Source organism: Pseudomonas syringae pv. coryli str. NCPPB 4273, from assembly GCF_000972175.1.
In the GTDB taxonomy this organism is placed as follows: domain Bacteria; phylum Pseudomonadota; class Gammaproteobacteria; order Pseudomonadales; family Pseudomonadaceae; genus Aquipseudomonas; species Aquipseudomonas syringae.
On record NZ_AWQP01000032.1, the window covers coordinates 1 to 25770 of the forward strand.

The following is a 25770-nucleotide window of genomic DNA, read 5'->3' on the forward strand; positions in this document are numbered from 1 at the left end:
ATGGTGCGTTGCGGCGACTCCCGGTGCAGTGCCAGGGCGAAGGAACCCGACGAAGTCGGGCCGGAAACGGAGCCAGGGGCTTTGGTCACTTTGGCCCCTTCAAAGTGACTCGCCGAGGGGCGAAAAGGTGATCTGAGCCGTGCGCCAATCCACCTGACATCGCAGAACCGCTGTGTGACGCGGAGCGTGGGAACGATAGTCACGCCGTAGCGTGAGGAACGATAATCCTCGTACACATCTTACGAAGCGCGTAGAAAAGTCCTACGCTGTTTATGTAAAAGTCCGAAACACTAACGCGCTGGTCATGTCGCCATCCGCTGTGCAACATGGCGCGCGTGCAATCACAAAACGGGAATACCCTTATGCAACGTTTTCTAAGCATCGCGATGGCGCTGTGCATCGGGCTCACCATGAGCCTGGATGTGAACGCCGCGCGCTTCGGTGGCGGCAAGAGCATGGGCTCGGCGCCTACGCATCAGACACGTCAGGCCGCGCCTTCCACACCTGCGGCGGCGCCTAACGCTGCGGGTCGTCCTGCCGCTGCGGCAAGCGGTGCTTCGCGCTGGCTGGGCCCATTGGCCGGTATTGCTGCCGGTGGCCTGCTCGCGTCGATGTTCATGGGTGACGGCTTCAACGGCCTGCAACTGTTCGACATCCTGATCATGGGCCTCATCGCCTTTCTGATCTTCCGCTTCATCGCGCGTCGTCGTCAGCAGCAACAGCCGAAAATGGCCGCTGCCGGTGCGCCGCCGTACCAGCGCGAAACCAGCCAGCCTGCGCAGAACCCGATCTTCGGCAGTTCTTCCCCGGCCTCCGCTGCGCCAGTGATCAATGCACCTGCCTGGTTCAATGAACAGCGCTTCCTGGACGCTGCTCGCGGCCACTTCCAGTCGCTGCAGCAGCACTGGGACGCCAACGAGATGGACAAGATCGCCGAGTTCGTCACCCCGCAAATGCTGCAGTTCCTGAAAAAGGAACGTGCGGACCTGGGCGACGGCTTCCAGTCGACCTTCATCGAAAACCTTCAGGTCCAGCTGGACGGTGTGGATGATCGTGCCGACAAGACCATCGCCACGCTGACGTTCTCGGGCGTGTCCAAGACGTCGCGTTTCGACCAGGGCGAAGTGTTCAGCGAAAGCTGGAACATGGAACGCCCGCAAGGCGATAACCAGCCCTGGCTGGTGGCAGGAATTCGCCAGAACGGTTGAACCAGAACCCGTTCTCGCGTTCAGAACCCCGGACATGTCCGGGGTTTTTGTTTATCCGTTCGGATAGTTATTTTGAGAAAGGCTTTACGCTACTGTATAACCCGCGCCATCAAGTGAGAGGATCTGTGTCGTGGAAGAAGTCATTGAACAACTGCGTGAAGCAAATGAACCGGTTCCGGTTCCGCTTGAGCTGCCTGACGAAGACCAGCTGGTCGAGATCGAGGAACAGCTGTTCATCAACATTCCGTTTGTCTTCAAGGAATTTCTCCTGACAGTCAGCGATGTGGTGTACGGCAGCCTTGAACCCGTCACCGTGACCGACCCGCAGTCGCACACTTACCTGCCAGACGTGGCCGCCACGGCATGGGATCTGGGCGTGCCACGCGAGCTGATCCCGATCTGTCAGGACGGTGACGACTACTACTGCGTCGAGGAAGACGGCACTGTATTGCTGTGGTCCGCCGAGGAAGAACTGGTCACCGAAGACAGCTGGGAATCGGTCTGGCACTGGGCTCGGGATGTCTGGCTGGAAAGCTGAGACACCTCTGCTGCGCAGTATTCAAGAATCTCCGGGCCTCAGTGCCCGGAGTTCTCTTGATGGTTACCCAGTGTTTCCAGTAACGCAATCTGCATCCGGGTATGCACACGGATCAGCCAGCGCCACAGCAATGCAGCGACCAGTGCAGCAACCAGAGCAACCACCAGCAGCAGTTCGTTGGCCGGCAGAATGCTTGCCGACAGCGCCGCCAGCATCACGAAAATCACCATCAGCGATAACAGCGGAATCACCTCGGCCACGACCTTGCGCACGCGCACGGTATGCCGGCCCGCCATCTCGGGCTTCACGCCCACCTCGGCCAGCAGCATCGACAGCGCCTTGAGCTTGCGATACGCGGCAATCAGAAACGGCAGTGACAGCAGCAGCGCCGCGCCGCAGACCCAGGCTTTCTGATGGCTGACATCGCCCACCCATTCGCTCATGTAGCCGCCAAGACGCTCGGCAAAATAGCCACCGCTGAAAAAGATCGCCATCACCAGTGCCAGGTTGACGCCGACCTGCAAGAGAATCCGCCTGATAATCCCGGCCAGCACTGCACTCTGGCCTTGCGGCTGAATGCTGCGCAGCCACTCGCCGTACATGCCGAACACCCGTGCAACGCGCCGGGGCATGATCGCCGCCAGCTTGAGCGACAACGGGTCTGCGCCGCGAATCAGATACGGTGTCAGCAGGGTGGTGATGGCGGATACGGCGACTGCCACCGGGTACAGAAAGTCGCTGGTGACCTGCAGGGTCATGCCCAGCGCCGCGATGATGAAGGAAAACTCGCCAATCTGTGACAGCCCCATGCCCACGCGCAGCGAGGTACGGCCATCGTTGCCTGCGATAAAGGCGCCCAGGCCGCAGGACAGCATCTTGCCCAGCACCACGGCAACGGTAATGACGGCGATCGGCCAGGCATATTGCAGCAGAATGCCCGGATCGATCATCAAACCGATGGCCACGAAAAAGATCGCGCTGAACATGTCGCGAACCGGCTCGATCAGGCGCTCGATCTTCAGCAACTCACGCGACTCGGCCATGATCGCGCCGATCAGGAAGGCGCCCAGGACCATGCTGTATTCCAGCTTGACCACCAGCAGACAGAAGCCGAAACACAGGCCCAGAACGGTGATCAGCAGCATCTCGTTGCTTTCGAATCTGGCGACATAGGACAGCAGTCGAGGTACCACAAGGATGCCGACCACCAGCGCCACGATCATGAACAGCGACAGCTTGCCGACGGTGGAGAACACCTCCCCGGAGCTGACCGAGCCGCTGACGGCGATGCCGGACAACAGCGCGATGATGCCGATACCGAGAATGTCTTCCACGATCAACACGCCGAAGATCAACTGGGCAAAGCGCTGGTTCTTCATCTTGAGGTCGTTGAGCGCCTTGACGATGATGGTGGTTGAGGAAATCGCCAGAATCGCGCCGAGAAACAGCGAGTCCATGGTTTTCCAGCCAAAGAACTGCCCGATCTCGTAACCGATCCAGATCATCAGGGCAATTTCCAGAAAGGCCGCGATGAACGCCGTGGCGCCGACCTTGAACAGCTTGCGCAGGCTGAACTCCAGCCCGAGGCAGAACATCAGGAAGATCACCCCCAGTTCGGCCAGAATTTTGATGGTGTCTTCGTCATGGATCAGACTGAATGGCGGAGTGTGCGGACCGATGATGAACCCGGCAACGATATAGCCCAGTACGACCGGCTGCCGGAGGCGATGGAACAGAATGGTCACCACACCGGCCACCAGCATGATCACTGCCAGATCCTGAATGAAATTGATGGCATGCATGATGGCGAAGCTCCTTGTGATGATGGCGTTACAAGCCGATATCGCCGTGCCCTTCAGGGCGACAGCTATCCTTTTCGTCACTAAAATCCGATAAAGACGTAGGAAAAAACCCGATCCACAGGTTTTTGCAGGTTAACACCGCCCCCTTCGACATAAAGGCGGTGCAATATATGGAAACAGATAGTTATGACGCGTGACGGCCGCCTGCTGGCCAGCGTCCCGATAACTGTCGCAAGCCCCTTGAGCGCCAGCATAGGCGCCCCTTGAACACCTTGACCGTGTGAGTACGCTATGGAACCCGGAAACGCCCAGCTGTCGATGACTGTATTGATGACCCCGGACATGGCCAACTTCTCTGGCAACGTACACGGCGGCACATTGCTCAAGTACCTGGACGAAGTGGCCTACGCGTGTGCCAGCCGCTACGCCGGACGCTACGTGGTGACGCTGTCGGTAGACCAGGTGATTTTCCGTGAGCCGGTGCACGTCGGTGAGCTGGTGACCTTTCTCGCCTCGGTCAATTACACCGGCAACACCTCAATGGAGGTGGGCATCAAGGTGGTCACCGAAAATATCCGCGAGCGCTCGGTACGTCATTCCAACAGCTGCTTCTTCACCATGGTTGCCGTGGACGACAATCGCAAGCCCGCCAGCGTCCCGCCCCTGGAGCCCGAATCGGCCGATGCCAAGCGGCGTTTCATCCAGGCGCAGCAACGCCGCCAGATTCGTCAGGAACTGGAAAAGCGTTATCAGGACATCAAGGAAGAAGCGTTGTAAGAGGCAGACTCGGGCACGGATGCCCGAGTCGTCGATGGCAGCCGGGCTTACAGACGCACGGCGTCGAACCTGACCCGCGGATGCGCGATACGATCCTGAGCGCGCACCAGTTCCAGTTCATAGCTGCCACAGGCCTGGGTTTCCAGCAGCACTTCGTGGACGGCGGCCGCAGCGAACTCGAACGCAGCAACCAGATCGTCGCCGAGCAGCACGCGCGACAGAAACAACCCTGAGGTGAGATCACCTACGCCGACCGGCTGACGCGGAAACGCCAGTAACGGGCGGCGCAGGTGCCAGCTGGCCTCGGCAGTGACCAGCAGCATTTCAAAACCATCGGCGGCCTTGCCGGGGTAATCGAGGTGTTTCACCACAATCGCCTTGGGACCACGCGCCAGCAAGGCACGCGCCATCGCCAGGCAGTCGTGCAGTGATTCGGGCTTGCGCCCCGAGAAGCTGTCCAGCTCCAGTTGATTGGGGCACATGAAGTCCGCCATGGCCGCCGCTTCCTGCAGCAGGAAATCACTGACTTCAGGCGCAACGATGCAGCCTTTTTCAGGATGGCCCATCACCGGGTCGCAGAGGTACAGCGCTTTCGGATTGGCCGCCTTGATGCGTGCCACGCCCGTGAGGATCGCCCTGCCCTGCGCCGCACTGCCCAGATACCCCGACAGCACCGCGTCGCAGTTGCCCAGCTCGCCGATGGCGGCAATCCCGTCGATCAGCGCAGGGATCTGCTGCGGAGCCAGCACTTCGCCGGTCCACTGCTTGTATTGCGTGTGGTTGGAGAACTGGACCGTGTTGAGCGGCCAGACGTTGACCCCGATACGCTGCATCGGGAACACCGCTGCGCTGTTGCCGGCGTGGCCGAATACCACATGGGACTGGATAGCGAGCAAATGAGGCGTACGTTTCATGGGGGGCGGAATCCTGAACACGATGCAAATGCAATAATGAGAAATATAAGTCGCGCAGTATGGCTGTAAATCACTCAGGACAGTTAAGCTGACGACTCCTACGCTGGAGCACTCCGTCATGCTGACCCTGGGAAACATCTTCGTGCTGATGCTGTTCGCGAGCGCCGCGGCCTGGTGGTGGCACGCCCATGGTCTGCGCGAAAAGGCGCTGGCACGCGTCAAGCAGCACTGCGAACGCCTTGAGCTGCAACTGCTGGACGACGCGGTTGCCCTGCGCCGCCTGACCTTCGCCCGCGACGCTCAGGGCCGCAAACGCCTGGCCCGCGTGTATGGCTTCGAGTTCACGGTGACCGGCGAGCAACGTCACCCTGGCACGATCACCATGTTCGGCGCGCACACTGCGCAAATCGAACTGGCACCCTACCCGTTTGAAATCAAAACACCACCGCCCAGCGCTGAAGTTATTCAGATGAGCGAATGGCGTCAATCGCATCAGAAATGGAAGCAGTAGCCGCGCACGACTCTTGTTGCCGCGATTCAGCGCTCATGCCCAGGCGTAAGCCCGACTGACCATCGTGCCAATGCTCCGGGTTGGCATGCCGTTCCGGACGCTCTGCGTCCTGCCCTCATCTGCCAATTGGCACCAGTCACGCCAGACACTCCGCCATCTGCGCCTGCAACTTATCCACATCCTGCGCTGTAGAAAAGATCAACTCCAGGCGAGAATCCTGACGCCATTCGCTGATGTGCCAGGCCAGCGGAGCCCCGTCGACCACGTTGCCGGAATACCAGCCGCCCTCGCTGTGGATAACCATCTTCGCCCGCCGCCAATCAAGGCTTTCCAGCCAGTGCAGGATGCGCTGCAGATCGAAGCGCTGCGAGGGATGCCAGCGCCAGCCGATGCTCCAGCCTTCAGCACTCACCTGACTCAGACAGATCGGCACCTTCGGGTCGGTCCATAGCGCGCGCAAGTGGCCGACGCCGTCGGGCAGCATCAGCTTATCCACAGCCTGTTTATCCACAGCAGTACCGCTGGCAAACCCCGGCACACGGCTCAGGGGCAGCTCGCCGTGTCGGGTCCAGATCAAGGCATGCGGCAGCAACTGTTCGGTCAATGCCTGGCGAGCCAAGTCGTCCAGTTGCTCGGACTTGTTCATGACCACCAGCCCGGCATGCGCCAGGGCTTCCTGCTGAGTACTCGGCAACGGTTGTCCGGCGAGCATTGCCTGCGCGTCCAGCACCACCACGCCGGGCTGGACATCCAGGACGCCGCGCCATGGCGCTTCGCGCAATTGCGTCATCAGTTGCGCGGGATGGCCCAGACCCGAAGGCTCGATCAACAGACGGTCCGGCCGCGCCTTGCGCAACAAACGCCCCAGGCCGATCTGGAATGGCACGCCATTGACGCAACACAGGCAGCCGCCAGCCACTTCGCCAAGTGCGATACCATCGGCATCCGTGGTCAGCAGCGCCGCGTCCAGGCCGATCTGCCCGAACTCGTTGATCAATATGGCCCAGCGCTCATGGGCAGGTTTCTGCGCCAGCAGGCGCTTGATCAGGCTGGTCTTGCCGGCGCCCAGCGGGCCACCGATGACATGCGTCGGTATGTTCTGCAGCATGAGATCACTTTTGGCGAATGCGTTGTTCATTGAAGAGCAAGGAAGGATAACGATGCAAGTAATGCGGCTGTCTGCCCGCCTGGCGTTGATGCTGCTGACAGTGTCTTCCAGCTCGGCGTGGGCCGAAGCGTGTCTGGTCCACAGCCAGGCCGAAAGGCTCGACGTGAAGGTCTGCCAGGAAAATATCAACATCCCGGCAAACCTGTTTCACGACAGCTTCTGCCAGCCGCAGCTCGCCGGGCAGAAGACCGAGACCACCTATTCGCAACAGTGCCCGGCAGGTGCGTTCGGCGTCTGCCGCAATGCGCTGGTTGCCAATATGCCGTATCGCGAGCACATCCACTATTACGGCGTCGCCGGTGACGCGCTGTACCTCAAGCCCTTTTGCGAAGGCCAGAGCAAGGGGCAGTGGATGACGCCTGACTGAGCATCACGCCAGCCAGTCCAGCGTCAGAATCAACCTGCGCTCGTTGCGCAGCAATTGCGGCGAGCGATGGATCAGGCCGAAACCCTCATTGCCGTGCCAGCGCTCGCCCTTGAGCAGCGCCACGTCGCCGCTGTTGATCTGCTGGATATGGGCAGCATCTGTCGGCTCGGCGTCCAGACGCCCCAGTTGTTTGCGGTCCATCACCCCTTCATGCAGCCATTGACTGCCAACCCCGCCGTAAGTGGTGATAAGACGCACCGGCACGTGGTCGACATGGAAGCGCGGGCACATGGCCTTGTCGAGCACCCGCAAGCGCAGGCCAACGCATTCGGCACCCAGCAGACAGGCATAGGCGCCGACCAGCCAGGAAACGTCGGCAATGAATCCCTGATAGCCCAGCAGGTCGGAATACCCCGATGCCAGCGAGCTCAAGTCAGGCTCGACCTCGCCGCCCTGCACCTCCAGGGTCATGGACTCGGCTAAAGGCTCACCCATCGACAGCAGCAAGGCACCGAAGTCTTCTATGTGCGCAGGCAGTTGACGCTGCCAGAGCGCCAGGTTGACGCCATCCTGCAGAATATCGCCCAACACGTCGGGCGTATCGCCCTGTGCCTGTCGGATTGCGGTTTCAGGTTTAAAACGATAAGCCAGCATCAGGCAGCCACCTCTTCATGCCAATCGCCAAACGGATCGGCCAGCGCACGCCAGCGGTCGGCGCCCGCCTCCATCTCCGCATCAGTGAGCAGGCAGATGTCCAGCTCGGCGGTCAGCCGCGCAAAATCAATGTTCTGGCCGATGAACACCAGCTCCTGCCGACAGTCGCCGGTTTCAGTCGTCCAGTTCTCCAGAATGGAACTGACGCTCTCCTTGTCGTCGGGCCAGCTGTCACGGCTCACGAAACGCCACCAACGCCCGGCAAAGCCATGGCGCATCAAACCGCCTGCCTGCGACCAGCTGCCCGCATCCTTGTATTTACTGGCCAGCCAGAAGAAGCCTTTGGAGCGCAGCAGCTTGCCGTTGCTCCAGGGACGATTGATGAAATCGAAAAAGCGCTCCGGATGGAACGGTCGCCGAGAACGATAGGCGGTTGATGCAATGCCGTACTCTTCGGTTTCCGGCAGGTGTTCGCCGCGCATTTCCTTGAGCCAGCCCGGTGCCTGGGAAGCGCGCTGGAAGTCAAAGCGCCCGGTGTTGAGAATCGTCGCCAACGGCACCTGGCCCATCACCATCGGCACAATCTCGGCTTCCGGGTTGAGGCGCTTGAGGATCGCCATCAGCTCTTCACGCTCACTGGAGCTGATCAGGTCGATCTTGCTGAGCAGGATGACGTCGGCAAACTCGATCTGCTCGATCAGCAGGTCGGTAATCGAGCGATCATCGTCTTCACCCATGGTTTCACCGCGTGTGGACAAGCCGTCTGCCGCCTCGTAATCGAGCAGGAAGTTCACGCCGTCGACCACGGTGACCATGGTGTCCAGGCGCGCCAGATCCATCAGGCTTTTGCCGGCCTCGTCGCGGAAGGTGAAGGTTTCAGCCACGGGCAACGGCTCGGAGATTCCTGTGGATTCGATCAATAAGTAATCAAAACGACCGTCCTGAGCCAGACGGCTGACCTCTTCGAGCAGATCCTCGCGCAGGGTGCAGCAAATGCAGCCATTGCTCATCTCGATCAGCTTTTCTTCGGCACGGTTCAGGCTGACATCACGCTGAACTTCGCTGCCGTCGATGTTGATCTCGCTCATGTCGTTGACGATCACCGCAACCCGCAGGTTTTCACGGTTGCGCAGCACGTAATTGAGTAAAGTGCTTTTTCCGGCGCCGAGAAAACCGGACAGTACGGTAACGGGTAGAAGATTTGCCATCAGGATTCTCCAGGCAGCTGCAAGGTTTGAACCTTGTTCATGTCGGCTGCGACGAATCCCTCTGGCAGCCAACTCTAATCACAATAGGATGTTATAGTATAACAACCATAAATAGCTATGGCCTTGCTGAAGGGATCTTCATGAGAAGGGTTTCGACAGGTTTGATGGCGATGCTGATCAGCGCGCATTTGCTGGCTGCACCACCAAGACCCTCCGCCGATCTCGCCACCTGCACGCGCAGCGCGACGCTGCTGGCGTGCAGCGATGCGCAGGGCAATAACTACAGCGTGGCCACTGCCGGATCAACAACCTGGTTGAAGGGATACGAAGTGCTCGACAAGCGCCGCTGGGCGCAGACCAATAGTCGCTATGGTCAGTTGACGTTTTTTACCGGGCTGGCGTCTGATGGCGAGGCTTGGGTAGGTACTGTGCAGCGCGTGGGCTGGACGACAATCACCCGGGTATCCAGCTCAAGCGGCACGCGCAGCAAGATCACCTGCAGCCGCTTGAACGGCTGCCGCTGAGCCGGTCAGACCGGCTGTTCCTGCTTCTGCGCCTGCAGCCAGGCCATGTGCGAATCCACTGGCGGGTTACGCTGGAAATAGCGCTGCAGGCCATCGAACAGGCCATCGGCAACGGCCTGTTGATGACGCGCAGTGACCAGGCGCTGGCTGTCGCGGCTGTTGGAGATGAAACCGGTCTCGACCAGAATCGACGGCACGTCCGGTGATTTGAGAACGGCGAACCCGGCCTGTTCAACACGCTTCTGATGCAGCGTGGTGATGCCTTCCAGACTGCCCAGGACGGTGTGACCCAGTTGCAGACTGGCCGCAATGGTGGCGTTCATCGACATGTCGAGAATCACCCCGGCGAGCATCGGGTCCTTGTCCTTCAGATTGAGCAGCGATGTGGCACCCAGCAGGTCCGCGCCGTTTTCCCGCTGAGCCATGAAGCGCGCCGTTGCCGAGGTTGCACCACCTTCGGAAAGAGCGAACACCGACGCACCCGAGGCCGTCAGGCGAGGCGCAGCATCGGCGTGCACGGAAATGAACATGTCGGCGTTGGACTTGTGCGCGAACTCGACACGCTTGCGCAGCGGTACGAAAAAGTCATCGTTGCGCACCAGACGTACGTCGAAGCCCTTCTCGCGCTTCAAGCGTCGGGCCAGCAACTGAGCGATGGACAGCACCACATCTTTTTCGCGCTCACCCCTCGAACCCACGGCGCCAGGATCCTTGCCGCCATGACCGGCATCGACCACCACCATGATGTCGCGTCCGGTGTGCGCCTTGCTGGTCGGGATCGGCACAGGCACCGGCGGCGGCAGCTCAGCCATCTGCACAGGCGCATGGGCCGTGGAACTCATGTCCAGCACCAGTCGATGCCCCTGCCCGCCGTCCGGGCCGAGCAGGAAACTGTTGAGCTGTACCGGGGCGGTGAGGTCCAGCACGATGCGTGTGTCGTCACCCTGGCCGTAGTGCCCGGAACGAATCGATTTTATGACGGTACGGTCCAGCGCCAACTGGCTGAAGTCGCCGGTCAGCCGCGAACCGCTGACGTCGATGATCAGGCGGTCGGGGGCTGTCAGGGTGAAGGTCTTGTATTGCACCGGACCGCTCAGGTCGAGGACCAGTCGCAGCTTGTCGTTGGTACGCCAAAGGCGGGCGTTACGAATCTGCGTGGCGAAGGCACCCAACGGCAACGTCAGGGCCGCGCTGGCCAGCAGCATGTTGAGCAACACTTGGCGTCGGTGCATGGAACGTCTCAAAGAGCAAATTGAGCATCCCGGCTCACGAAGGGTTCATCCACATCATTAGTAACAACATAACATGCAGTTACGAGCGAAAGATGAGGCCCTTCATGAAGATTAAGTCATCTGAAACCTTGTCAGAGGTGACAAAAAATCATCACCTCTGCACAGCGTGTTCCACGTGGAACATAACTCCATGAATTTGATCAGGTACGCGGGGCGACGTTGCCACATTGCGGCCCCAGCCACACGGCGCGGGTGTCCATGCTGCCGTTCTGTTGCTGACCGGTGGCATTGAATGTACCCACCACGTTGGTGGTGAACTCGCGATCACTCAGGAACTGCGCCTGCCCGGTGCCCTTGGCTTTCGGGCAGCTGAACTGGAAATTCCAGGTCTTGCCGTTGCGCGCAGTAATCTTTTGCGTGCATCCGGAGGCCGGGTCAGTCAGCGGAATGTCGTCCGACTGCACCTGCGCCTGAGTCAGGCAAGCCCTCACACCTTTGCCGCCCAGGGTGACGCCTTGCTTCTTCATCATCTGTTCCATCATCGCACGCTGCTCGGGCGGCAGATTCTGCAGCTGCCCCAGCATCAACTGCATGTCCGGCAGCTGCTGCCCGTCCACTTTCATATTGCTGGACGTCAGCTCCCACAACCCCGGTTGCAGCATCTGCGCCTGAGCCAAAGGAGCCGCCAGACAAAACATCCAAGCCAACATGCGTTTGTTCATTTCAAGATTCCTGATCGGGCATTGCGGATGAAAACGAGACTGGAATAATCCAGCCAAAAGATAAACCTTAGACGGCACACATGTCGCCCAGTTGCACCCGGAATTAAATAGCGACATTCCTGTTCAGCTGTGGTCTGTTAGGCAGCAAAGGCGAGGAGCATTGTTCCACATGGATTATCACGACCCGTACTTTTTCGGTTACGTCCTGGGTTTCATTCATTTACTAGGTACAGGTGCCGCCATCCATGCATTGCTGACGGTGCGGACTTCCCAAGGCGCAATTGCCTGGGCGATGCCGCTGCTGTTCATTCCCTATTTCACCTTGCTGCCTTATCTGGTGTTCGGCCGAAGCTCATTCGACGCGTACATCAAGGCGCGCCGCCAGGCCAACCAGGAAATGCGGATCGCGATCGGCGACCTCAACTGGCGCCCATGGATGGAAGAAGCTGTGGCTGCGCGTCGATCAGAGGCGTATGCGGCGCTGCGTGCAATGCCCAAGCTGGGCAACATGCCGGCGCTGGCCAACAACAAGGTCAAGTTGCTGATCAATGGCGAGGAAACCTTCGGAGCCATTTTTCAGGCCATCCGTGAAGCGAAAAAGACCATCCTGATTCAGTTCTTCATCATTCATGACGACAAACTCGGGCGCGAGCTGCAATCGCTGCTGCTGGAAAAAGCCGCCGAAGGCGTGGCGATCTTTGTACTTTACGACCGCATCGGCAGCCACGCTCTGCCAGGTGCCTATATCGATAAGCTACGCGACGGTGGCGTGCAGATAAAAGCCTTCGCCACACGCGGCGGCTGGCTCAATCGCTTTCAGATCAACTTCCGCAACCACCGCAAGATCGTCGTCGTCGATGGCCTGAAAGGCTATATAGGCGGTCATAACGTGGGTGATGAATACATGGGCCTGAAGCCGCCGCTGGCCCCATGGCGCGATACTCACGTGCAAGTCATCGGCCCGGTGGTCGCCTGCTTGCAGGAGTCGTTCGCCGAGGACTGGTTCTGGGCCACCCGCGAACTACCACCGCTCAGCCTGCCTGATGAATTTCCCGAAGACGGTGTGCTTTGCCAGTTGCTGACCAGTGGCCCGGCTGATGCGCAGGAGACCTGCTCGCTGTTCTTCGTGGAAGCCATCCACGCGGCCGAAGAACGCGTGTGGATCACCAGCCCCTACTTCATCCCTGACGAAGCCGTCACCGCTGCGCTGACCCTGGCAGTGTTGCGCGGCGTGGACGTGCGCCTGCTGCTGCCGTCGCGCCCCGACCATTACGTGGTGTATGCCGCTTCAAGTCTGTACGCCTTCGATGCTGTGCGTGCCGGAGTGCGGGTATTCCGCTACGAACCGGGCTTCCTGCATCAGAAGGTCGTCCTGGTCGACAACGAGATTACCGCCATCGGCAGCGCCAACCTCGACAACCGCTCGTTCCGCCTCAACTTCGAATTGATGCTGCTGACGGTCGACAGCGACTTCTCCAGCCAGGTGGAATCCATGCTCACCGCTGACTTCAACCTCGCCCGCGAAATCTCCGTGCAGGAAAGCCACGAGACGCGACGTCTGCATCAACTGGGTATGCGCGTGGCGCGGCTGATTTCACCGATTCTGTGAAGATTAAGGCGTACGACTTGTTGCACCTCAACCATTGGATAACCAATGAGTTTTCACTAGAATTTTGGTAACCACGCGCATCGACGGATTTTACGAGGCTCAAGATGAAGGCGTCACTGCAGCAGGTGTTACAAGCTGATCGAATCGACGACCTGCAAAAACTCGGAACATTTATTGAAGTGAAGAGATGCATCGAAACTCAGTTGATGTTGAAGCTCGGGGTCAACGGCTGGGTTGCGTTATTCTCGAAACTGAATGTTCTGAAAACCGCACTCTGGACGAGTAAGACCTCCGTTCACATGGCTGCCCGCGAGAACACCTTCAGGGACGCAAAACGTAAAATTTCAAAAAGCCTGGGTTTTCAAATAACGGCACACAATCAAGCGGAGCTCGACCGGCTGATACAAACATGCTCACTGTATGTTCTCGGTTTTACGGTCGACCCGCATAAGCGCTTTGAAGAGAAGAAACACAGAAATTTCATAAGCAGTTCGAAACTGGAAGGAATCCACATACCCCCCACGGACGAGAAAACGTCTTTGGAGATGATACTGGCCAAGCACAGAAGATGATCAATGGACAGATACGATGCTTCTCATGACCACTATTGCTATCCCGCCTCACCGGTACTGAAAAACAAGCTGAACATTCAAGACATGGATGACCTTGAAGCAGCAGAACGAGACATCACGGCCATTACCGTTAATCGCGTCCAGTACGTCGCACCGCCTTACAGTCTCGATAATTTAAAACAGTTGCATCACCTGCTATTTTCCGACCTCTACGAGTGGGCCGGAAACCTCAGAAGTGTCGATATTTCAAAAGGTGGAACTCGCTTTTGTACCTGTGCACGAATTGAGGCGGAGGCGGCAAAAATTTTTGCCAGTCTTCAGAATAACAACTGGTTAGGCGCATTGGACAAAGACGCTTTTTGTGGAGGCTTGGCAGAGTATTACTGTGAGCTCAATATGATCCACCCCTTCCGCGAAGGCAACGGCAGGGTTCAGCGCATTCTCTTTGAGCACCTTGCCTTGTCTGCAGGCTATGAGCTCGATTGGGCAACCGTTAGCCAGGCGGAATGGGTAAGCGCCAATATCGATGGCGTCAACGTGAACTATGGCCCCATGAAAGACATATTCGAGCGCATCGTAACCCTCTGCTAATCGGCATGCGGAGGACGGACGCCGCCTTGCATGCTCAACACACTGAGTACTCTCAGATCCACCAGCCTCGGCGCTCGTAACTAAAGCTCACCCATAAATATCCTCACGCGTCAGTGGCAGCCCGGTCTTGCCGTCGGCGAAGGGTTTTACGGCGAGTATCTGGTGCAGGTTGATCCAGCCTTTGGTGAATCCATAGGCACAGCCTGCGAGGTATAGCCGCCAGATCCGCAGGGTCTGTTGGGGCACGATGCGCGCGGCTTCGTCTAGCCGGGATTCCAGTCGTGCGCTCCAGTGCTCGAGGGTTTTCGCGTAGTGCGGGCGCAGGCTTTCGACGTCGACCACTTCAAGCCCGGCTTCGCTGATCTGGGCGCTGATCATGGCCAGGTGCGGCAGCTCGCCATTGGGGAAAACATAGCGGTCGATGAACTCGCCGGCACCACGCCCGACAGGACGACCGTCGGTATGCCGGGCGGTGATGCCGTGATTCATCACCAGGCCGCCCTCCTTCACCGCACCGAACAGACGTTGCGCGTACAACGGCAGGTTGGCGTGCCCGACGTGCTCGAACATGCCGACACTGACCACCTTGTCGAAGCGCGCATCCTGCGGCAGGTCGCGGTAGTCGAGCAGTTGCAGGTCGACCTTGTCCTGCAGACCTTCGGCTTGAACGCGCTCGCGGGCCAGCGCCAATTGTTGCTGGCTCAGCGTGATGCCGAAGACCTTCACGCCGTATTCGCGAGCAGCAAAACGCGCCAGCCCGCCCCAGCCGCAGCCGACGTCCAACAGGTACTCACCGCGCTGGAGCCGCAGCTTGCGGCACAGGTGGTGGAATTTATCCTGCTGCGCCTGCTCCAGCGATTCGTCGCCGGTCTTGAAATACGCGCAGGAGTAGACCATCTCCCTGTCGAGCCAGAGCTGGTAGAAGTCGTTGGAAACATCGTAGTGGTAGGCAATCGACGCCGCATCAGTGTCCTTGTCATGCTCGACCCGGACCGGATTGCCAGCGCTGTCGTCATCGTCCACCAGCGCGTGGGTCAGTTCATCGCAGACCCGGACCACTTCGCTGATTGACCCCTCCAGCTCCAGCCGTCCCTCCACGAACGCGCTGCCAAGCAGGCCCAGGCTGGGGTGGCTGAAGTCGGAGACCAGTTGCGGATCCTTGACGACTATCGTGACGCTGGGCGAAGGCCCGAGGTCCATCTGATGACCGTCCCAGAGCCGCAGCCGCAACGGCAGATGAAGGTTCTGCAAGGTCGTTGGAAGTTGTGTAAGCATTTCAAAATCACCCCCTTATCCAGAAACTCAAAAAAGAGTAATCCAGCAAAGGCCCCGCAAAAGGGCCTGAAAAGGCATTGGCGACGGCAAAACTGCTATGAATCAACTGCGGGGGAACAGCCTTGTGCCCTCTGATTCGAGCCGAGAGTCAGCCTGAATTTGGATCACGCAATGAAACATAGCGCTTAATCTGTAACAGAATTCGTCAAAGCTCAAGCCGTTTGACGCACTGATCATCAGCGCAGGCGTGAGACCTGATGCTGCACACCCGCGTCGTCGAGCTTGAGCAATGGCTCCTGAAAGCGCAGCAAACGTCCGGCGTTGCCCAATACCAACAGGGTGCTTAGATTGTGCAGGATAGCTGCGACCATCGCACCCGCAGCACCAAGCAGACCAAAGGCTGCCAGTGCCACGATCGCCAACGTCCAGCCCAGCCCGATGATGACGTTGACCTGCAGGGTCTGACGACACTGGCGGCTGAGTCGCACGCAAGTGCCGAGGCGGCGCAGGTCGCTGCCGATCAGCACGATGTCGGCGGACGCCAGCGCGATATCCGCCCCACCCGCGCCCATCGCCACGCCGACCACGCCCGCCTTCAGGGCCAGCGAATCATTGACCCCGTCGCCCACCACCATCGGCCGGAACCCGCTGGCAATCTCGCCCATGACGCGGTTGAGTTTGTCCTCAGGCAGCGCCTGCGCCTGCACGTCAGCGATGCCGATATCGTGCGCCAGCTTGTCGGCCACGCTCTGCCGATCACCGGTCAACAGCAATTGCCGGCCCAGGCCCAGGCCGCGCAACTCAAACAGTGCCGCCTGGGCTTCGGGTTTGACGCTGTCGGCCAGCAGCAGCCAGGCGAGAAAAACACCGTCCAGCGACAGCCCGGCCAGCGGGCCGTCATGTGCAGGGACGGCAGGCGTGACGATGCCCATCTGTGCGAATAACTCCGGGCGGCCCAATGCTGCATCGCCCTGCTCCGTCGACGCCACCACACCCAGGCCCTGACGCTCACGGGTATCGGTCAGCGGCAACAGTCGGGCGTTGTCCACCAGCCCGGCCAACGCCCGGCTCACCGGGTGGCTGCTGGCCGACCCGAGGCTCGCGGCCAGCTCCAGCAATTGCGGATGCTGTGGACCGTCGGCCTGCACAGATTGCAGGCGCAGACGACCGTAGGTCAGGGTGCCAGTCTTGTCCACAACCAGTGAGTTGAGGTCAGCCAGTTCTTCAAGAAACGCCGAACTGCGGATCAGAATGCCGTGCCGTGCCGCGACCGCAATACCTGCAATGGCAGTGGCCGGGGCCGAAAGCACCAGCGCACAGGGACAGGCCGCGACCAGCACTGCCAGCATCGCCTGGGCATCCTGAGTGATAAACCAAGTCAGCGCCGCGATCAGCAAGACCAGCACCATGTAACTGCCTGCATAACGCTCCAGCAGACGGGTGATAGGCGGCTTGGAACGCTCTGCGCTCTGCATCAGCGCGATGACCTTGCCCAGCGTGGACTGATCGCCGATGCGGGTCACCTCAATGCGCAGCAGGCCGTCCAGATTGATGGCGCCACCGAACACCTCGATCCCGACGATGGCTTCCAGCGGGACCGATTCGCCGGTGATCGACGACGTATCCAGGCTGGCTTGCCCGGACAGCACCCGACCGTCCGCCGGAACGCGGTCGCCCGCCCGCACCTCCACCTGATCGCCGGCTTTCAGCGTCGCGTTGTCGACCTCGCGCACGCTGCCGTCGGCGCTCAGCAAACGGGCCTGGCTGCGGGTCAGGCGCCCCAGCGCCTCAATGGCCTCCTGCGAGCCGATCACACTGCGCTCTTCCAGCACATGGCCGAAGATCATGATGATCGGCAGCAAGGCGGCGGTCATCAGGTCACCGGTGGCCCAGGCACCGAGCATCGCCAGCGCGATCAACTGGTCGGTGATGCCGTGCAGGCTCGGATGCCGCAAGCTGTGCCAGCCGGCGCTGATCACCGGTATTGCCACCAACAGTGATGCAGCGCCCAAGAGCAACTGGCTGACACCTTCCTGCTCCGAGGCAAAAAACCGCCAGACCAGTCCCAATCCCAGCAAACCCAAGGCCAGCATCGCGAGGGTTAGCTGCCGGGCGGCACTGCGCTGTTCTGCGCTGCTCAGCAGACTGCCAGGCGCTTGCGGCTGGCCGGCTTCGTGGGTGTGAACGGCTTCGCCACTCATTGTGGTGCTCCCTGAATGATCAGGCGGGAATCGTCTTTGGGGTCGACCGTGGTTACCGAACCCGCCTGATGCAGAATGACCGGTACGCGTTCACGGTAGAGGCGTTGCATCAGACCGGGGTCGCTGCGGGTTTCGGCTGATTGGGTCAGGCTGACGACCGTTGCAGTGGCCGCCTGCGCCTTGGCCAGACGCTCGGACGCTTGTGCGTGCGCCACTTGCAGGGTTCGGTCGGCCTGTTGATTGGCGGTCTGGGTCAGCTTTTCGGCATCAGTCCGCGCGTTGGCCACGGCCTGATCGGCCTGCTGACTGGCCGTCAGCACGGCATTGAACGCATTGACTGCGGAGGTCGGCAGGCTCGACTGCACATCCACCCGAGCGACCTCGACACCGATGCCCATGCCGGTCGCCTTGAGCTCGGCCAGACGCTGATTGATGCCGCGCACCAGGTCACCACGCAGCCGCTCACGGCGCTCGGCAGCCTGGCTGTCAGCACCGATCAGCTCGGGACGGGCAACCAGAATGGTGTCCAGATCCCGCGCTGCCGTCAGCGCCACAGCGCTGCGATTGACCAACCGGTCCAGCGCGGGCAGTACATGCTCGCCTTGCAACACGAAGGCAGTAGGGTCAGTCACTTTGTAAAACACCGTGACGTCCAGTTGCACCACACCGGCATCGCCAGTCAGCAGAAAACCGGAGCCTGCCAGTGCATCGCTCATGGGTGCCGACAGGGTCGCGACTTCATCGGCCTTCAACGCGGCAGGCGAACGCAGCAGGGTTTCCACGCGCCGCTCGATCACCCGATCAGCCGAAGGCAGCAGCACCACCTGTTCGAACGGTTGTGGCCAGGCGACCAGCAATCCTGCGCTCTGAACCCGCTCGATCGCGCCGAAGTGCATGACCACCGCGCGGTTCTGTGGGTCGATCTGGCGCACGTTGGACGTCGCCCAGGCCAGCGCGGCGAGCAGTGTCACGCCATACAGCCCCATAAACGCCAGACGACTCGCCTGCAACCAGGGGCTGTTCACCGGCGGGCGTTGCGCCACGGCTTCGTCGACCGGCTGGCTCATGGCTGCGTTCCGCTCTTGCCATCCAGCGTCGGCGGGCCGTCCACCAGCACGCGGAACGGCGCGGCGTCGGTACGCAGTATCAGACGCGTGCCGGGCGTTACGATGGTGCCCAGCGTGTCCAGCGAGCGCAGCAGGTTGTAGAGCTGCGGCGAGCCCGCATAGGCACGGCCATAGATCTGCGCGGCTTCAACCCGCGACTGTGCTTCGATATCGGCCGCCTTGACCGTGGCATCGGCTTCGACAATCCGTGCGTCGCGCTCGGCGGCCGAACGAATCTGCGCCGCCTCTCGCTTGCCCACGGCGGTGCGCTCGGTGGCGATGGTCTCGCGCTCGGCGCGCATGCGGTCCACGGTAGCGTTGAGCGTCACCGAAGGCAGGGTCAGTCGTTCCACGCCGACCTGCAGGACACGCACCCCGTAAGTCGCCAGCAGTTGCTGATCGATCTGCTGGCGCAGCTGATTTTCGAAGGCGGTGATATTCACCTTGCTGGCGTCGGTATTCACCAGGCTGGAGAGGTCGAAACTGCTCGCCGTGGTTTCCAGCGCCGAACCGACAAAAGTGCGGATCTGCCGCGCCGCTTCGTCGGGCTGGTTCTGTACCGCGCGCATGAAGCGCTGCACGTTGTCGGCGTCGCCCTGCACCTGCCACGCCACGTAGGCCTGAACGATGATGCGCAAGCCATCGCGGGTACCGACGTCCTGCAGACCGCTGGAGGTGGTTCGCAGGCGCAGGTCCACCGGGATGGTCGCCTCGAACGGTGCCGGCCAGCGCCAGTTGAGGCCCGGCTCCAGCAGGACGCGGGACGGGTTGCCGAAGCGCGTGACGACAGTCGCCTCGCCCGAACGCACCTGCACCAGGCTCGCTGCCGCAATCGCAAACGCGATCAGCAGCGCAGCCAGGCTTGCCCGGCGCCAGGGGAACGCTGCCGGGCCGCTCGCGCCATGATGATGGTGGTGATGACCGTGGCCGCCATGGCCGTGACTGTCATGGCTATCGTGGTCGGCGTGATCGTGATGATGATGAAACAGACTCAAGGGACGACTCCTTACTGAACGGCTTTACGCGGCGCCGTTGGGTCTGCCGGTGGGGTGAAGGTACGCAGGTCGATGGTCGGCGCACTGTCGCCGCCCAGACGATGATCCAGTATCAGCAACTTCGCATTGCCCAGGCCCTCGGTCAGTTGGGCCAGGTATTGCTCCAGCAAAAACGCCTGGCCTGCCTTGGCATAGGCCTGACGTTCAGCACTGAAGCGCAGGTCTGCACCCTGTGCGCCGGCCAGAATTTCGCGGGCGGCGGCACTGGCCTGATCACGCGCCACGCTGGCATTGAGCTGCGCCTGATTGGCCTTGTCGCTGGCCGCGCCGCGTTCGCGGGAGATCAGCGCCTGTGCACCGATCTGCGCAGCCTGAACAGCATGATAGGCGTTGGCAGCACCGGCGGGCGGGTGGATGGCTTCAACCACCGTGGCGAGCAATTCGACGCCGCTGTCCAGACGCTGCAAATCGGCCTGCACGGCCTTGCCGATGTCATCGGCCAGCTCGCTACGCTGTTCGCCGAGCAGTTCATCCAGCGTGCGCGAAGCAAAATCATGCACCAGCACCCGGCTGGCCGTGCTGCGAATCAAGGCCGGAATGTCAGCGCTGTTATAGGTCGACGCCATGGCTGCGGCATCCGTCAGACCAATGCGATAGACGAACCGCACGTCCATGTTGACGATCTGAAAGCTCTGCTTATCGCCGGCACTGCTGGCAATGACCTGGGATTTTTCGTTGATATGGCTGGCATCCCACAAGCGGTTGGCGCTGCCCGGTGGCGGGCCTTCGGCGGGGTCCAGCGTCTGCTCGAAAGTGTCGGCGGCAGAAACGCTGGTCGCCAGCTCATGAACGACGCCGTTTTCAACCGCCAGCACGCGCCCGAACGGCCAGGGCAACCCCACATGCAGACCGGGACCGAATACATCGACCGGCTTGCCGAAGCGCTCATAAATGCCCCGCCCCTGCATGGGGATTTCATGCACGCCGCTCAGCACCCAGCCCAGCGCTGCGACCACCGCCAGCACCGGCAAAAAGGCGCGACGCATGTAGGTAAAGGCCCAGATCTGGCGCAGATCGATGCCGAAACGGTTGTGCAGTTCGTGCTGCAGGGCGAGCAGCGGGCGCGGCGGCCAGCGCAACAGGTCAGCGATGAAACTGGCGGCCAGCAGGCGCGGTTCGCTACGTGGGTTGCGCGGGCTGAACACCGACAGCACAGCGCGCAGCAGAAACTCCAGCGCCACGCCAAGCGGCAGCAGGCCGATCAACACCGCCAGCCGCGCAGGCCAGACACGCTCTGCACTGGAGAAGAACAGGCACAGCGCGCCAATCAGCAGGACGATGAGCGTCATGCGCACCAGTTGCGCGAGCGCTCCGGACTCCGGCGACTGACTGTCGGACTCGCTGCTCAATTGCCGCTCGATGACCAGCAGCCCGAACGCCAACAGCAGCATGACGCTGCCGGCCAGGCTACCGGCGGTGGAGAGGTCGGCGCCGGACAGCGCCAGGTTCCAGAAGGCGCGAATGACGATCAACGCCAGCACCGCCCAACCGGCAAGCCACAGGGCCGAGCTGCCCACGTGCCTGACCAGCGATTTGCCGGAGTCACTCAGCCGTTCAAGCAGGCGCTCGTACCAGCCGCTCTCGTCGCCAGCAGACAGGTTTTCATTGAGCGTGTCCGCATCCGGCGAACGCAGCGCGCGAGCCCGCCACAGCGCGACATGCCGCGCCGACTGCAAGCCCGCCGTGAGCAGAAACAACGCCGCCGAGGCGTTGCACAGCACAGCCATCCACAAAGAGCCGGGGGAAAACAGATCGATGGACAACGCCAGCAGCAGCCCGAACGCCCCTACCCCACCGGTCACATACATCAATCGTCCCAGACGCCGAACCTGTTGCACCGCCATTTGAAAACGCGGCAGGCCTTCGAGGCCTTCGTGCTCATCCAAATCAACCCGCATCACTACCCCGGCACCCGCTTATTTATCGCCCTTTGGAGAGCCCTGCATTGGCATCTGAATGCCAGTGAATCATAGCGTTACGATATAACACGCGGAATGAAACTTTCGTCAGGACTATTAGCTGAACGAATGTGCGATAGCGGTGCTGCCCGGCGGTCGAATCGAGCTGAAGTCGTGCAGGTCGTGGGCCCGCACGCCAGCAAAATGATTGCTGAATATTGCTTGGCAAAAAAGTTTTTAGCGTCGGCCGAAGGCATCGAGTTGACCGGCGCTTCTAGCCTCGATCGGCTGAAAGCCTTGCGCCAAGCGGCGATGCGCTTAATCGATTAGTCTAAAGCGAGGAAAAAAACAGCGTCATAGCCGTCAATACGCCGGATTCATTACCCATGATCGGCGTTTTTTTTTGGCCGATTTCCGAACCGTATCTCGTCTTTGTTATCTGTTGTGGGTAGTTTGCGTTCGGCAAGGAGTCGTTGGCGCGCCATTTTTTGTGCAGGACGCACAGAATTACTCAGAGGCTTCACCTTTATGAATCGCAGAAATCTCCTGAAAGCGTCCATGGCGTTGGCCGCCTACGGCAGCGTATCGGCCTCAGGGCTTTTTGCTGCGCGGGCACTGGCCGCCGCAGCCGATGGCGAGATCGAACACTTCGATTTTGCAGAGTTGCAGGCGCATGCCAAGAAGCTTGCGAGCAAAGGGTATGTGAGCAACAAGCAGGTGCTGCCCCCGGTACTTGCGAACATGACGCCGCAGCAATTCAATGCCATCCGCTACGACCCGAATCACTCGCTGTGGAAAGACGTCCACGGCCAGCTCGACGTGCATTTCTTCCACGTCGGCATGGGCTTCAAGACGCCCGTGCGCATGTACAGCGTCGATCCGCAGAGCAAGCAGGCGCGCGAAGTGCACTTCCGCCATGACCTGTTCAACTACGAGAACAGCGGCATCGACAAGAACCTGGTCAAGGGCGACCTGGGCTTTGCCGGTTTCAAACTGTTCAAGGCGCCTGAAATCGCCATCAATGACGTCGTCTCGTTCCTCGGCGCCAGCTACTTCCGTGCTGTGGACAGCAACAAGCAATACGGCCTCTCGGCCCGCGGCCTGGCCATCGACAGTTACGCCAAGCGTCAGGAAGAATTCCCGGACTTCACCAAGTTCTGGTTCGAAACGCCGGACAAGAACGCGACACGCTTCGTGGTTTACGCACTGCTCGATTCGCCGAGCGCGACCGGTGCCTACCGTTTCGATATCGACTGTCAGGCCGGCCAGGTGGTCATGGAAATCGACGCGCACGTCAATGCGCGTACCGATATCCAGCAGCTGGGCATTTCACCGATGACCAGCATGTTCAGCTGCGGCACTCACGAGCGCCGCATGTGCGACACCATCCACCCGCAAATCCACGACTCGGATCGCCTGTCGATGTGGCGTGGCAACGGTGAGTGGATCTGCCGTCCGCTGAACAACCCGGCCAAACCACAATTCAGTGCGTTCTCCGACACCGATCCGAAAGGCTTCGGGCTGGTGCAGAGCGATCACGAATTCTCCAGCTATCAGGACACGGTCGTCTGGTACAGCCGCCGTCCAAGCCTGTGGGTCGAGCCGATCACGGCGTGGGGCGAAGGCGAGGTCAGCCTGCTGGAACTGCCGACCACCGGCGAGACGATGGACAACATCGTGGTGTTCTGGACACCGAAGACGCCGGTCAAGGCCGGGGACTCGATGAACTTCGGCTACAAGCTGTTCTGGAGCCCGCTGCCGCCGGTGAGCACGCCGCTGGCACAGGTCCACGCGACACGTTCAGGCATGGGCGGCTTCCTCGAAGGCTGGGCACCTGGCGAGCATTACCCGAAAACCTGGGCCCGCCGCTTCGCGGTGGACTTCAACGGCGGCGGCCTGGATCGCTTGCCGGAAGGCACCGGGATCGAACCCATCGTCACGGTCACTCATGGCAAGGTGCAGGACTTCAACATCCTCGTGCTGCCGGACATCAAGGGCTACCGCGTCACCTTCGACTGGGTACCGGACAGCGACTCGGTCGAGCCGGTTGAAATGCGCATGTTCATCCGCACTGGCGACCGTACGCTGAGCGAGACCTGGCTCTATCAGTACTTCCCGCCTGCACCGGACAAACGTAAATACCCTTAGTCCGCAGATGGGTGACGGAGAGCGTCACGAAGGGCACTCCCACGCGGAGCGTGAGGAACGATAAGTGTCTGGGCTGGAGCGTGAGGAACGATAGGGGTTCTCAGGAACACTATCGTGCCCATGCTCCAGCGTGGGCACGCCGTTCTGGACGCTCCGCGTCCTGTCCCGGGCACGGGGCGTGCAACCCATAACCATTAATCCTGACTAATTAATTGACAGTTGCCCCAACTGCGACTGATATACCTGTTGTCATGCCGTTGCGAGCGTCCGCTCCAGACCCCCATCTCCCAAAGCTTCCCTGTGTCGACACGTCCCCGTGATCGTCGGGCGGTAGCTTTGTCCGCGCAATTCCCCTGACGTATTTCACAAGGCAGCCAGCATGGCGTTGAATACTGCGAACGGCGTCGACGCCAGGTCGTCGTTGATGTCCTTTGACAAGTCCACCGTGGTGGTGTGGGTCGCCATCAGCCTGATGCTGGTCGAGACCTTCTCCGGGGCCTTACGCTTCTACTTCGATCAGGCAGGCCTCAGTCCCCTGCTCTATCTGCCCAAAGCCGCCTGCATCCTGCTGTTTGCGCTTGAACTGCGCACCTTCAGAGCAGGAAAGCTGTTCTGGACATTCACGATCCTGTGGCTGCTTTCCGGGCTGCTGGCCATGCTGCATCGCGCCAGCGTGCACAACCTGGCGTTCAGCCTGTTCGCGCTGAGCCCGCTGGTGTTCGGCCTGGTATGTGGCCGGCACCTGCTGTATCGCCGCAAGCTGTTGTACCGCGCCATTGCGTTCTGCCTGCTGGCTTCGCTGCTGGGGATTGCCCTGGACAAGCTCACCTCTGTGCCATGGAAGGGCTACAGCTACAGCGTCGGTGAAACCCAGTTGAGCGCCAATACCTCATGGAGTGCGGACGAGGTGGATCGCATTGCCGGTTTCGCCAGAGTGTCCAACGTGCTGTCGATCATGATCGCCTTCTACACGCTGTACCTGATCATGTTCCTGCGCTCACGCCTGATGATGTTGTTGCTGAGTGCAGTGGCGCTTTACGCCATCGTGCTGACCACCAGCAAAGCGCCAGCCGCGGCCTTCGCGCTGACCATGGTGCTGCTGTTGTTACGGCGGATGAGCTGGACCTGCCGGACAGTGTGCGCCGTGGTGGTGGGCATCGGTCTGCTGTTGCCGGCGCTAGGGCTGATCGTGAGTCCTGATGCCTACGCGGTCAGCAGCGGCGGCTCTCTGGCCTCGCTGTATGACCGCATGATCAACACCTGGCCCGGCCTGATCAATGCGATGAGTCGCGAAGGCTGGATGATCAGCGGCGCAGGCTTCGGCATGGTCGGCAGCACGATGGGGCTGTTTCCGGTAGACGGTGCCGGGGTCTTTCTCGGTATGGACAGCTCCGCCCTGTACCTCTGGGCAATGCTGGGCGTGCTCGGTTTGCTGCTGTATGCGCTGCAGATTCCGCTGTTGTTCCGACTGATCGATGATCAGACCCGTGTCGGCCATATGCTGCTGGCGATCAGCTTCTGCTGGTGCCTGATCAGCTGGACCACCGACATGTTCGAGGTCGCTGCCGCCAACCTGTTCATCGGCCTGGCCATTGGTCATGTGATTGCCGGCAGACAACCTTCTGCGAGCCATACGCCCGGACTGTCATCGACTGCCCGCTGACCGCCACCGCATCACCACCACGCTGGC

24 protein-coding genes are annotated in these 25770 nt (G+C 60.6%); 12 read left to right on the forward strand and 12 right to left on the reverse strand.

Annotated elements, in window-relative coordinates; translation table 11 throughout:
• Positions 1-362 precede the first annotated feature (362 nt).
• On the forward strand, positions 363-1208 hold the full coding sequence (locus P406_RS14365) for a Tim44 domain-containing protein (RefSeq protein WP_046236540.1): 846 nt from the start codon (positions 363-365) through the stop codon (positions 1206-1208).
• A 130-nt stretch (positions 1209-1338) separates the two neighbouring features.
• Complete coding sequence (locus P406_RS14370) at positions 1339-1746, forward strand: SMI1/KNR4 family protein (RefSeq protein ID WP_003316056.1); 408 nt, start codon at positions 1339-1341, stop codon at positions 1744-1746.
• 38 nt (positions 1747-1784) lie between these two features.
• On the opposite strand, the gene P406_RS14375 is transcribed toward P406_RS14370, so the two are convergent.
• Positions 1785-3548 carry a cation:proton antiporter gene (locus P406_RS14375; RefSeq protein ID WP_046236541.1) on the reverse strand — a complete coding sequence of 588 codons (1764 nt, stop codon included), beginning with the start codon at positions 3546-3548 and terminating at the stop codon, positions 1785-1787.
• A gap of 291 nt (positions 3549-3839) precedes the next feature.
• Between P406_RS14375 and P406_RS14380 the strand changes: the two genes are divergently transcribed.
• Positions 3840-4325, forward strand: a complete 486-nt coding sequence (locus P406_RS14380) for an acyl-CoA thioesterase (RefSeq protein WP_003316052.1) — start codon at positions 3840-3842, stop codon at positions 4323-4325.
• A 47-nt stretch (positions 4326-4372) separates the two neighbouring features.
• Here the strand turns inward: P406_RS14380 and pdxY are convergent, their stop codons facing one another.
• Entirely contained in the window at positions 4373-5239 is an 867-nt protein-coding gene (pdxY, locus tag P406_RS14385) for a pyridoxal kinase PdxY (protein ID WP_024642075.1), read from the reverse strand.
• Between the two features lie 118 nt (positions 5240-5357).
• Between pdxY and P406_RS14390 the strand changes: the two genes are divergently transcribed.
• The gene (locus tag P406_RS14390; RefSeq protein WP_003316050.1) at positions 5358-5750 is read left to right on the forward strand and encodes a DUF3301 domain-containing protein; all 393 of its coding nucleotides are present in this window, start codon (positions 5358-5360) and stop codon (positions 5748-5750) included.
• Positions 5751-5886: 136 nt separating this feature from the next.
• Here P406_RS14390 and P406_RS14395 read toward each other — a convergent pair whose 3' ends face one another.
• The gene (locus tag P406_RS14395) at positions 5887-6858 is read right to left on the reverse strand and encodes a CobW family GTP-binding protein (RefSeq protein WP_046236559.1); all 972 of its coding nucleotides are present in this window, start codon (positions 6856-6858) and stop codon (positions 5887-5889) included.
• Between the two features lie 52 nt (positions 6859-6910).
• Here P406_RS14395 and P406_RS14400 point away from each other — a divergent pair, with 52 nt between their 5' ends.
• On the forward strand, positions 6911-7285 hold the full coding sequence (locus P406_RS14400) for a hypothetical protein (protein ID WP_046236542.1): 375 nt from the start codon (positions 6911-6913) through the stop codon (positions 7283-7285).
• Between the two features lie 3 nt (positions 7286-7288).
• Here P406_RS14400 and P406_RS14405 read toward each other — a convergent pair whose 3' ends face one another.
• Positions 7289-7939, reverse strand: coding sequence for a DUF1826 domain-containing protein (locus P406_RS14405; protein ID WP_046236543.1), 651 nt, complete (start codon positions 7937-7939; stop codon positions 7289-7291).
• Positions 7939-9147 carry a zinc metallochaperone GTPase ZigA gene (gene zigA, locus P406_RS14410; protein WP_046236544.1) on the reverse strand — a complete coding sequence of 403 codons (1209 nt, stop codon included), beginning with the start codon at positions 9145-9147 and terminating at the stop codon, positions 7939-7941. Before zigA ends, P406_RS14405 begins: the two co-directional genes overlap by 1 nt.
• Before the next feature lie 140 nt (positions 9148-9287).
• Here zigA and P406_RS14415 point away from each other — a divergent pair, with 140 nt between their 5' ends.
• Positions 9288-9671, forward strand: a complete 384-nt coding sequence (locus P406_RS14415; RefSeq protein WP_046236545.1) for a hypothetical protein — start codon at positions 9288-9290, stop codon at positions 9669-9671.
• A gap of 5 nt (positions 9672-9676) precedes the next feature.
• Here P406_RS14415 and P406_RS14420 read toward each other — a convergent pair whose 3' ends face one another.
• Together P406_RS14420 and P406_RS14425 are read right to left on the reverse strand one after the other, a co-directional pair.
• The gene (locus tag P406_RS14420) at positions 9677-10903 is read right to left on the reverse strand and encodes an N-acetylmuramoyl-L-alanine amidase (RefSeq protein WP_046236546.1); all 1227 of its coding nucleotides are present in this window, start codon (positions 10901-10903) and stop codon (positions 9677-9679) included.
• A 200-nt stretch (positions 10904-11103) separates the two neighbouring features.
• Positions 11104-11625 carry a DUF3617 domain-containing protein gene (locus tag P406_RS14425; protein WP_003316040.1) on the reverse strand — a complete coding sequence of 174 codons (522 nt, stop codon included), beginning with the start codon at positions 11623-11625 and terminating at the stop codon, positions 11104-11106.
• Positions 11626-11794: 169 nt separating this feature from the next.
• Between P406_RS14425 and cls the strand changes: the two genes are divergently transcribed.
• The 3 genes from cls (at position 11795) to P406_RS14440 (ending at position 14397) form a co-directional block, all read left to right on the forward strand.
• Positions 11795-13234 (forward strand): cardiolipin synthase, encoded by a 1440-nt coding sequence (cls, locus tag P406_RS14430; RefSeq protein ID WP_004419280.1) that lies wholly within the window; start codon positions 11795-11797, stop codon positions 13232-13234.
• A gap of 104 nt (positions 13235-13338) precedes the next feature.
• Positions 13339-13806: a YhfG family protein gene (locus P406_RS14435; RefSeq protein WP_046236547.1), complete on the forward strand. Its 468-nt coding sequence runs from the start codon at positions 13339-13341 to the stop codon at positions 13804-13806.
• Between the two features lie 3 nt (positions 13807-13809).
• Positions 13810-14397 carry a putative adenosine monophosphate-protein transferase Fic gene (locus P406_RS14440; RefSeq protein WP_024651561.1) on the forward strand — a complete coding sequence of 196 codons (588 nt, stop codon included), beginning with the start codon at positions 13810-13812 and terminating at the stop codon, positions 14395-14397.
• An 87-nt stretch (positions 14398-14484) separates the two neighbouring features.
• Here the strand turns inward: P406_RS14440 and cfaB are convergent, their stop codons facing one another.
• The 5 genes from cfaB to hflK (P406_RS14465) all read right to left on the reverse strand — a co-directional run bounded on the left by cfaB (position 14485) and on the right by hflK (P406_RS14465) (position 21932).
• Positions 14485-15672 carry a C17 cyclopropane fatty acid synthase CfaB gene (gene cfaB / locus P406_RS14445; protein WP_046236548.1) on the reverse strand — a complete coding sequence of 396 codons (1188 nt, stop codon included), beginning with the start codon at positions 15670-15672 and terminating at the stop codon, positions 14485-14487.
• Positions 15673-15908: 236 nt separating this feature from the next.
• Entirely contained in the window at positions 15909-17873 is a 1965-nt protein-coding gene (locus P406_RS14450; RefSeq protein WP_046236549.1) for a heavy metal translocating P-type ATPase, read from the reverse strand.
• The gene (gene hflK, locus P406_RS14455) at positions 17870-18940 is read right to left on the reverse strand and encodes a protease modulator HflK (RefSeq protein ID WP_046236550.1); all 1071 of its coding nucleotides are present in this window, start codon (positions 18938-18940) and stop codon (positions 17870-17872) included. The genes P406_RS14450 and hflK (P406_RS14455) overlap by 4 nt, the downstream gene beginning before the upstream one ends.
• Positions 18937-19974, reverse strand: a complete 1038-nt coding sequence (gene hflC / locus P406_RS14460; protein ID WP_011269416.1) for a protease modulator HflC — start codon at positions 19972-19974, stop codon at positions 18937-18939. The genes hflK (P406_RS14455) and hflC overlap by 4 nt, the downstream gene beginning before the upstream one ends.
• 11 nt (positions 19975-19985) lie before the next feature.
• Entirely contained in the window at positions 19986-21932 is a 1947-nt protein-coding gene (gene hflK, locus P406_RS14465; RefSeq protein WP_046236551.1) for a protease modulator HflK, read from the reverse strand.
• A 96-nt stretch (positions 21933-22028) separates the two neighbouring features.
• On the opposite strand from hflK (P406_RS14465), the gene P406_RS14470 reads away from it, so the two are divergent.
• From P406_RS14470 to P406_RS14480, 3 genes are all read left to right on the forward strand, one after another.
• Entirely contained in the window at positions 22029-22262 is a 234-nt protein-coding gene (locus P406_RS14470) for a hypothetical protein (protein ID WP_156174832.1), read from the forward strand.
• A gap of 198 nt (positions 22263-22460) precedes the next feature.
• Positions 22461-24080, forward strand: coding sequence for a glucan biosynthesis protein D (locus tag P406_RS14475; RefSeq protein ID WP_024649888.1), 1620 nt, complete (start codon positions 22461-22463; stop codon positions 24078-24080).
• A gap of 379 nt (positions 24081-24459) precedes the next feature.
• The gene (locus tag P406_RS14480) at positions 24460-25743 is read left to right on the forward strand and encodes a membrane protein (RefSeq protein ID WP_046236553.1); all 1284 of its coding nucleotides are present in this window, start codon (positions 24460-24462) and stop codon (positions 25741-25743) included.
• The last annotated feature ends 27 nt before the right edge of the window (positions 25744-25770 follow it).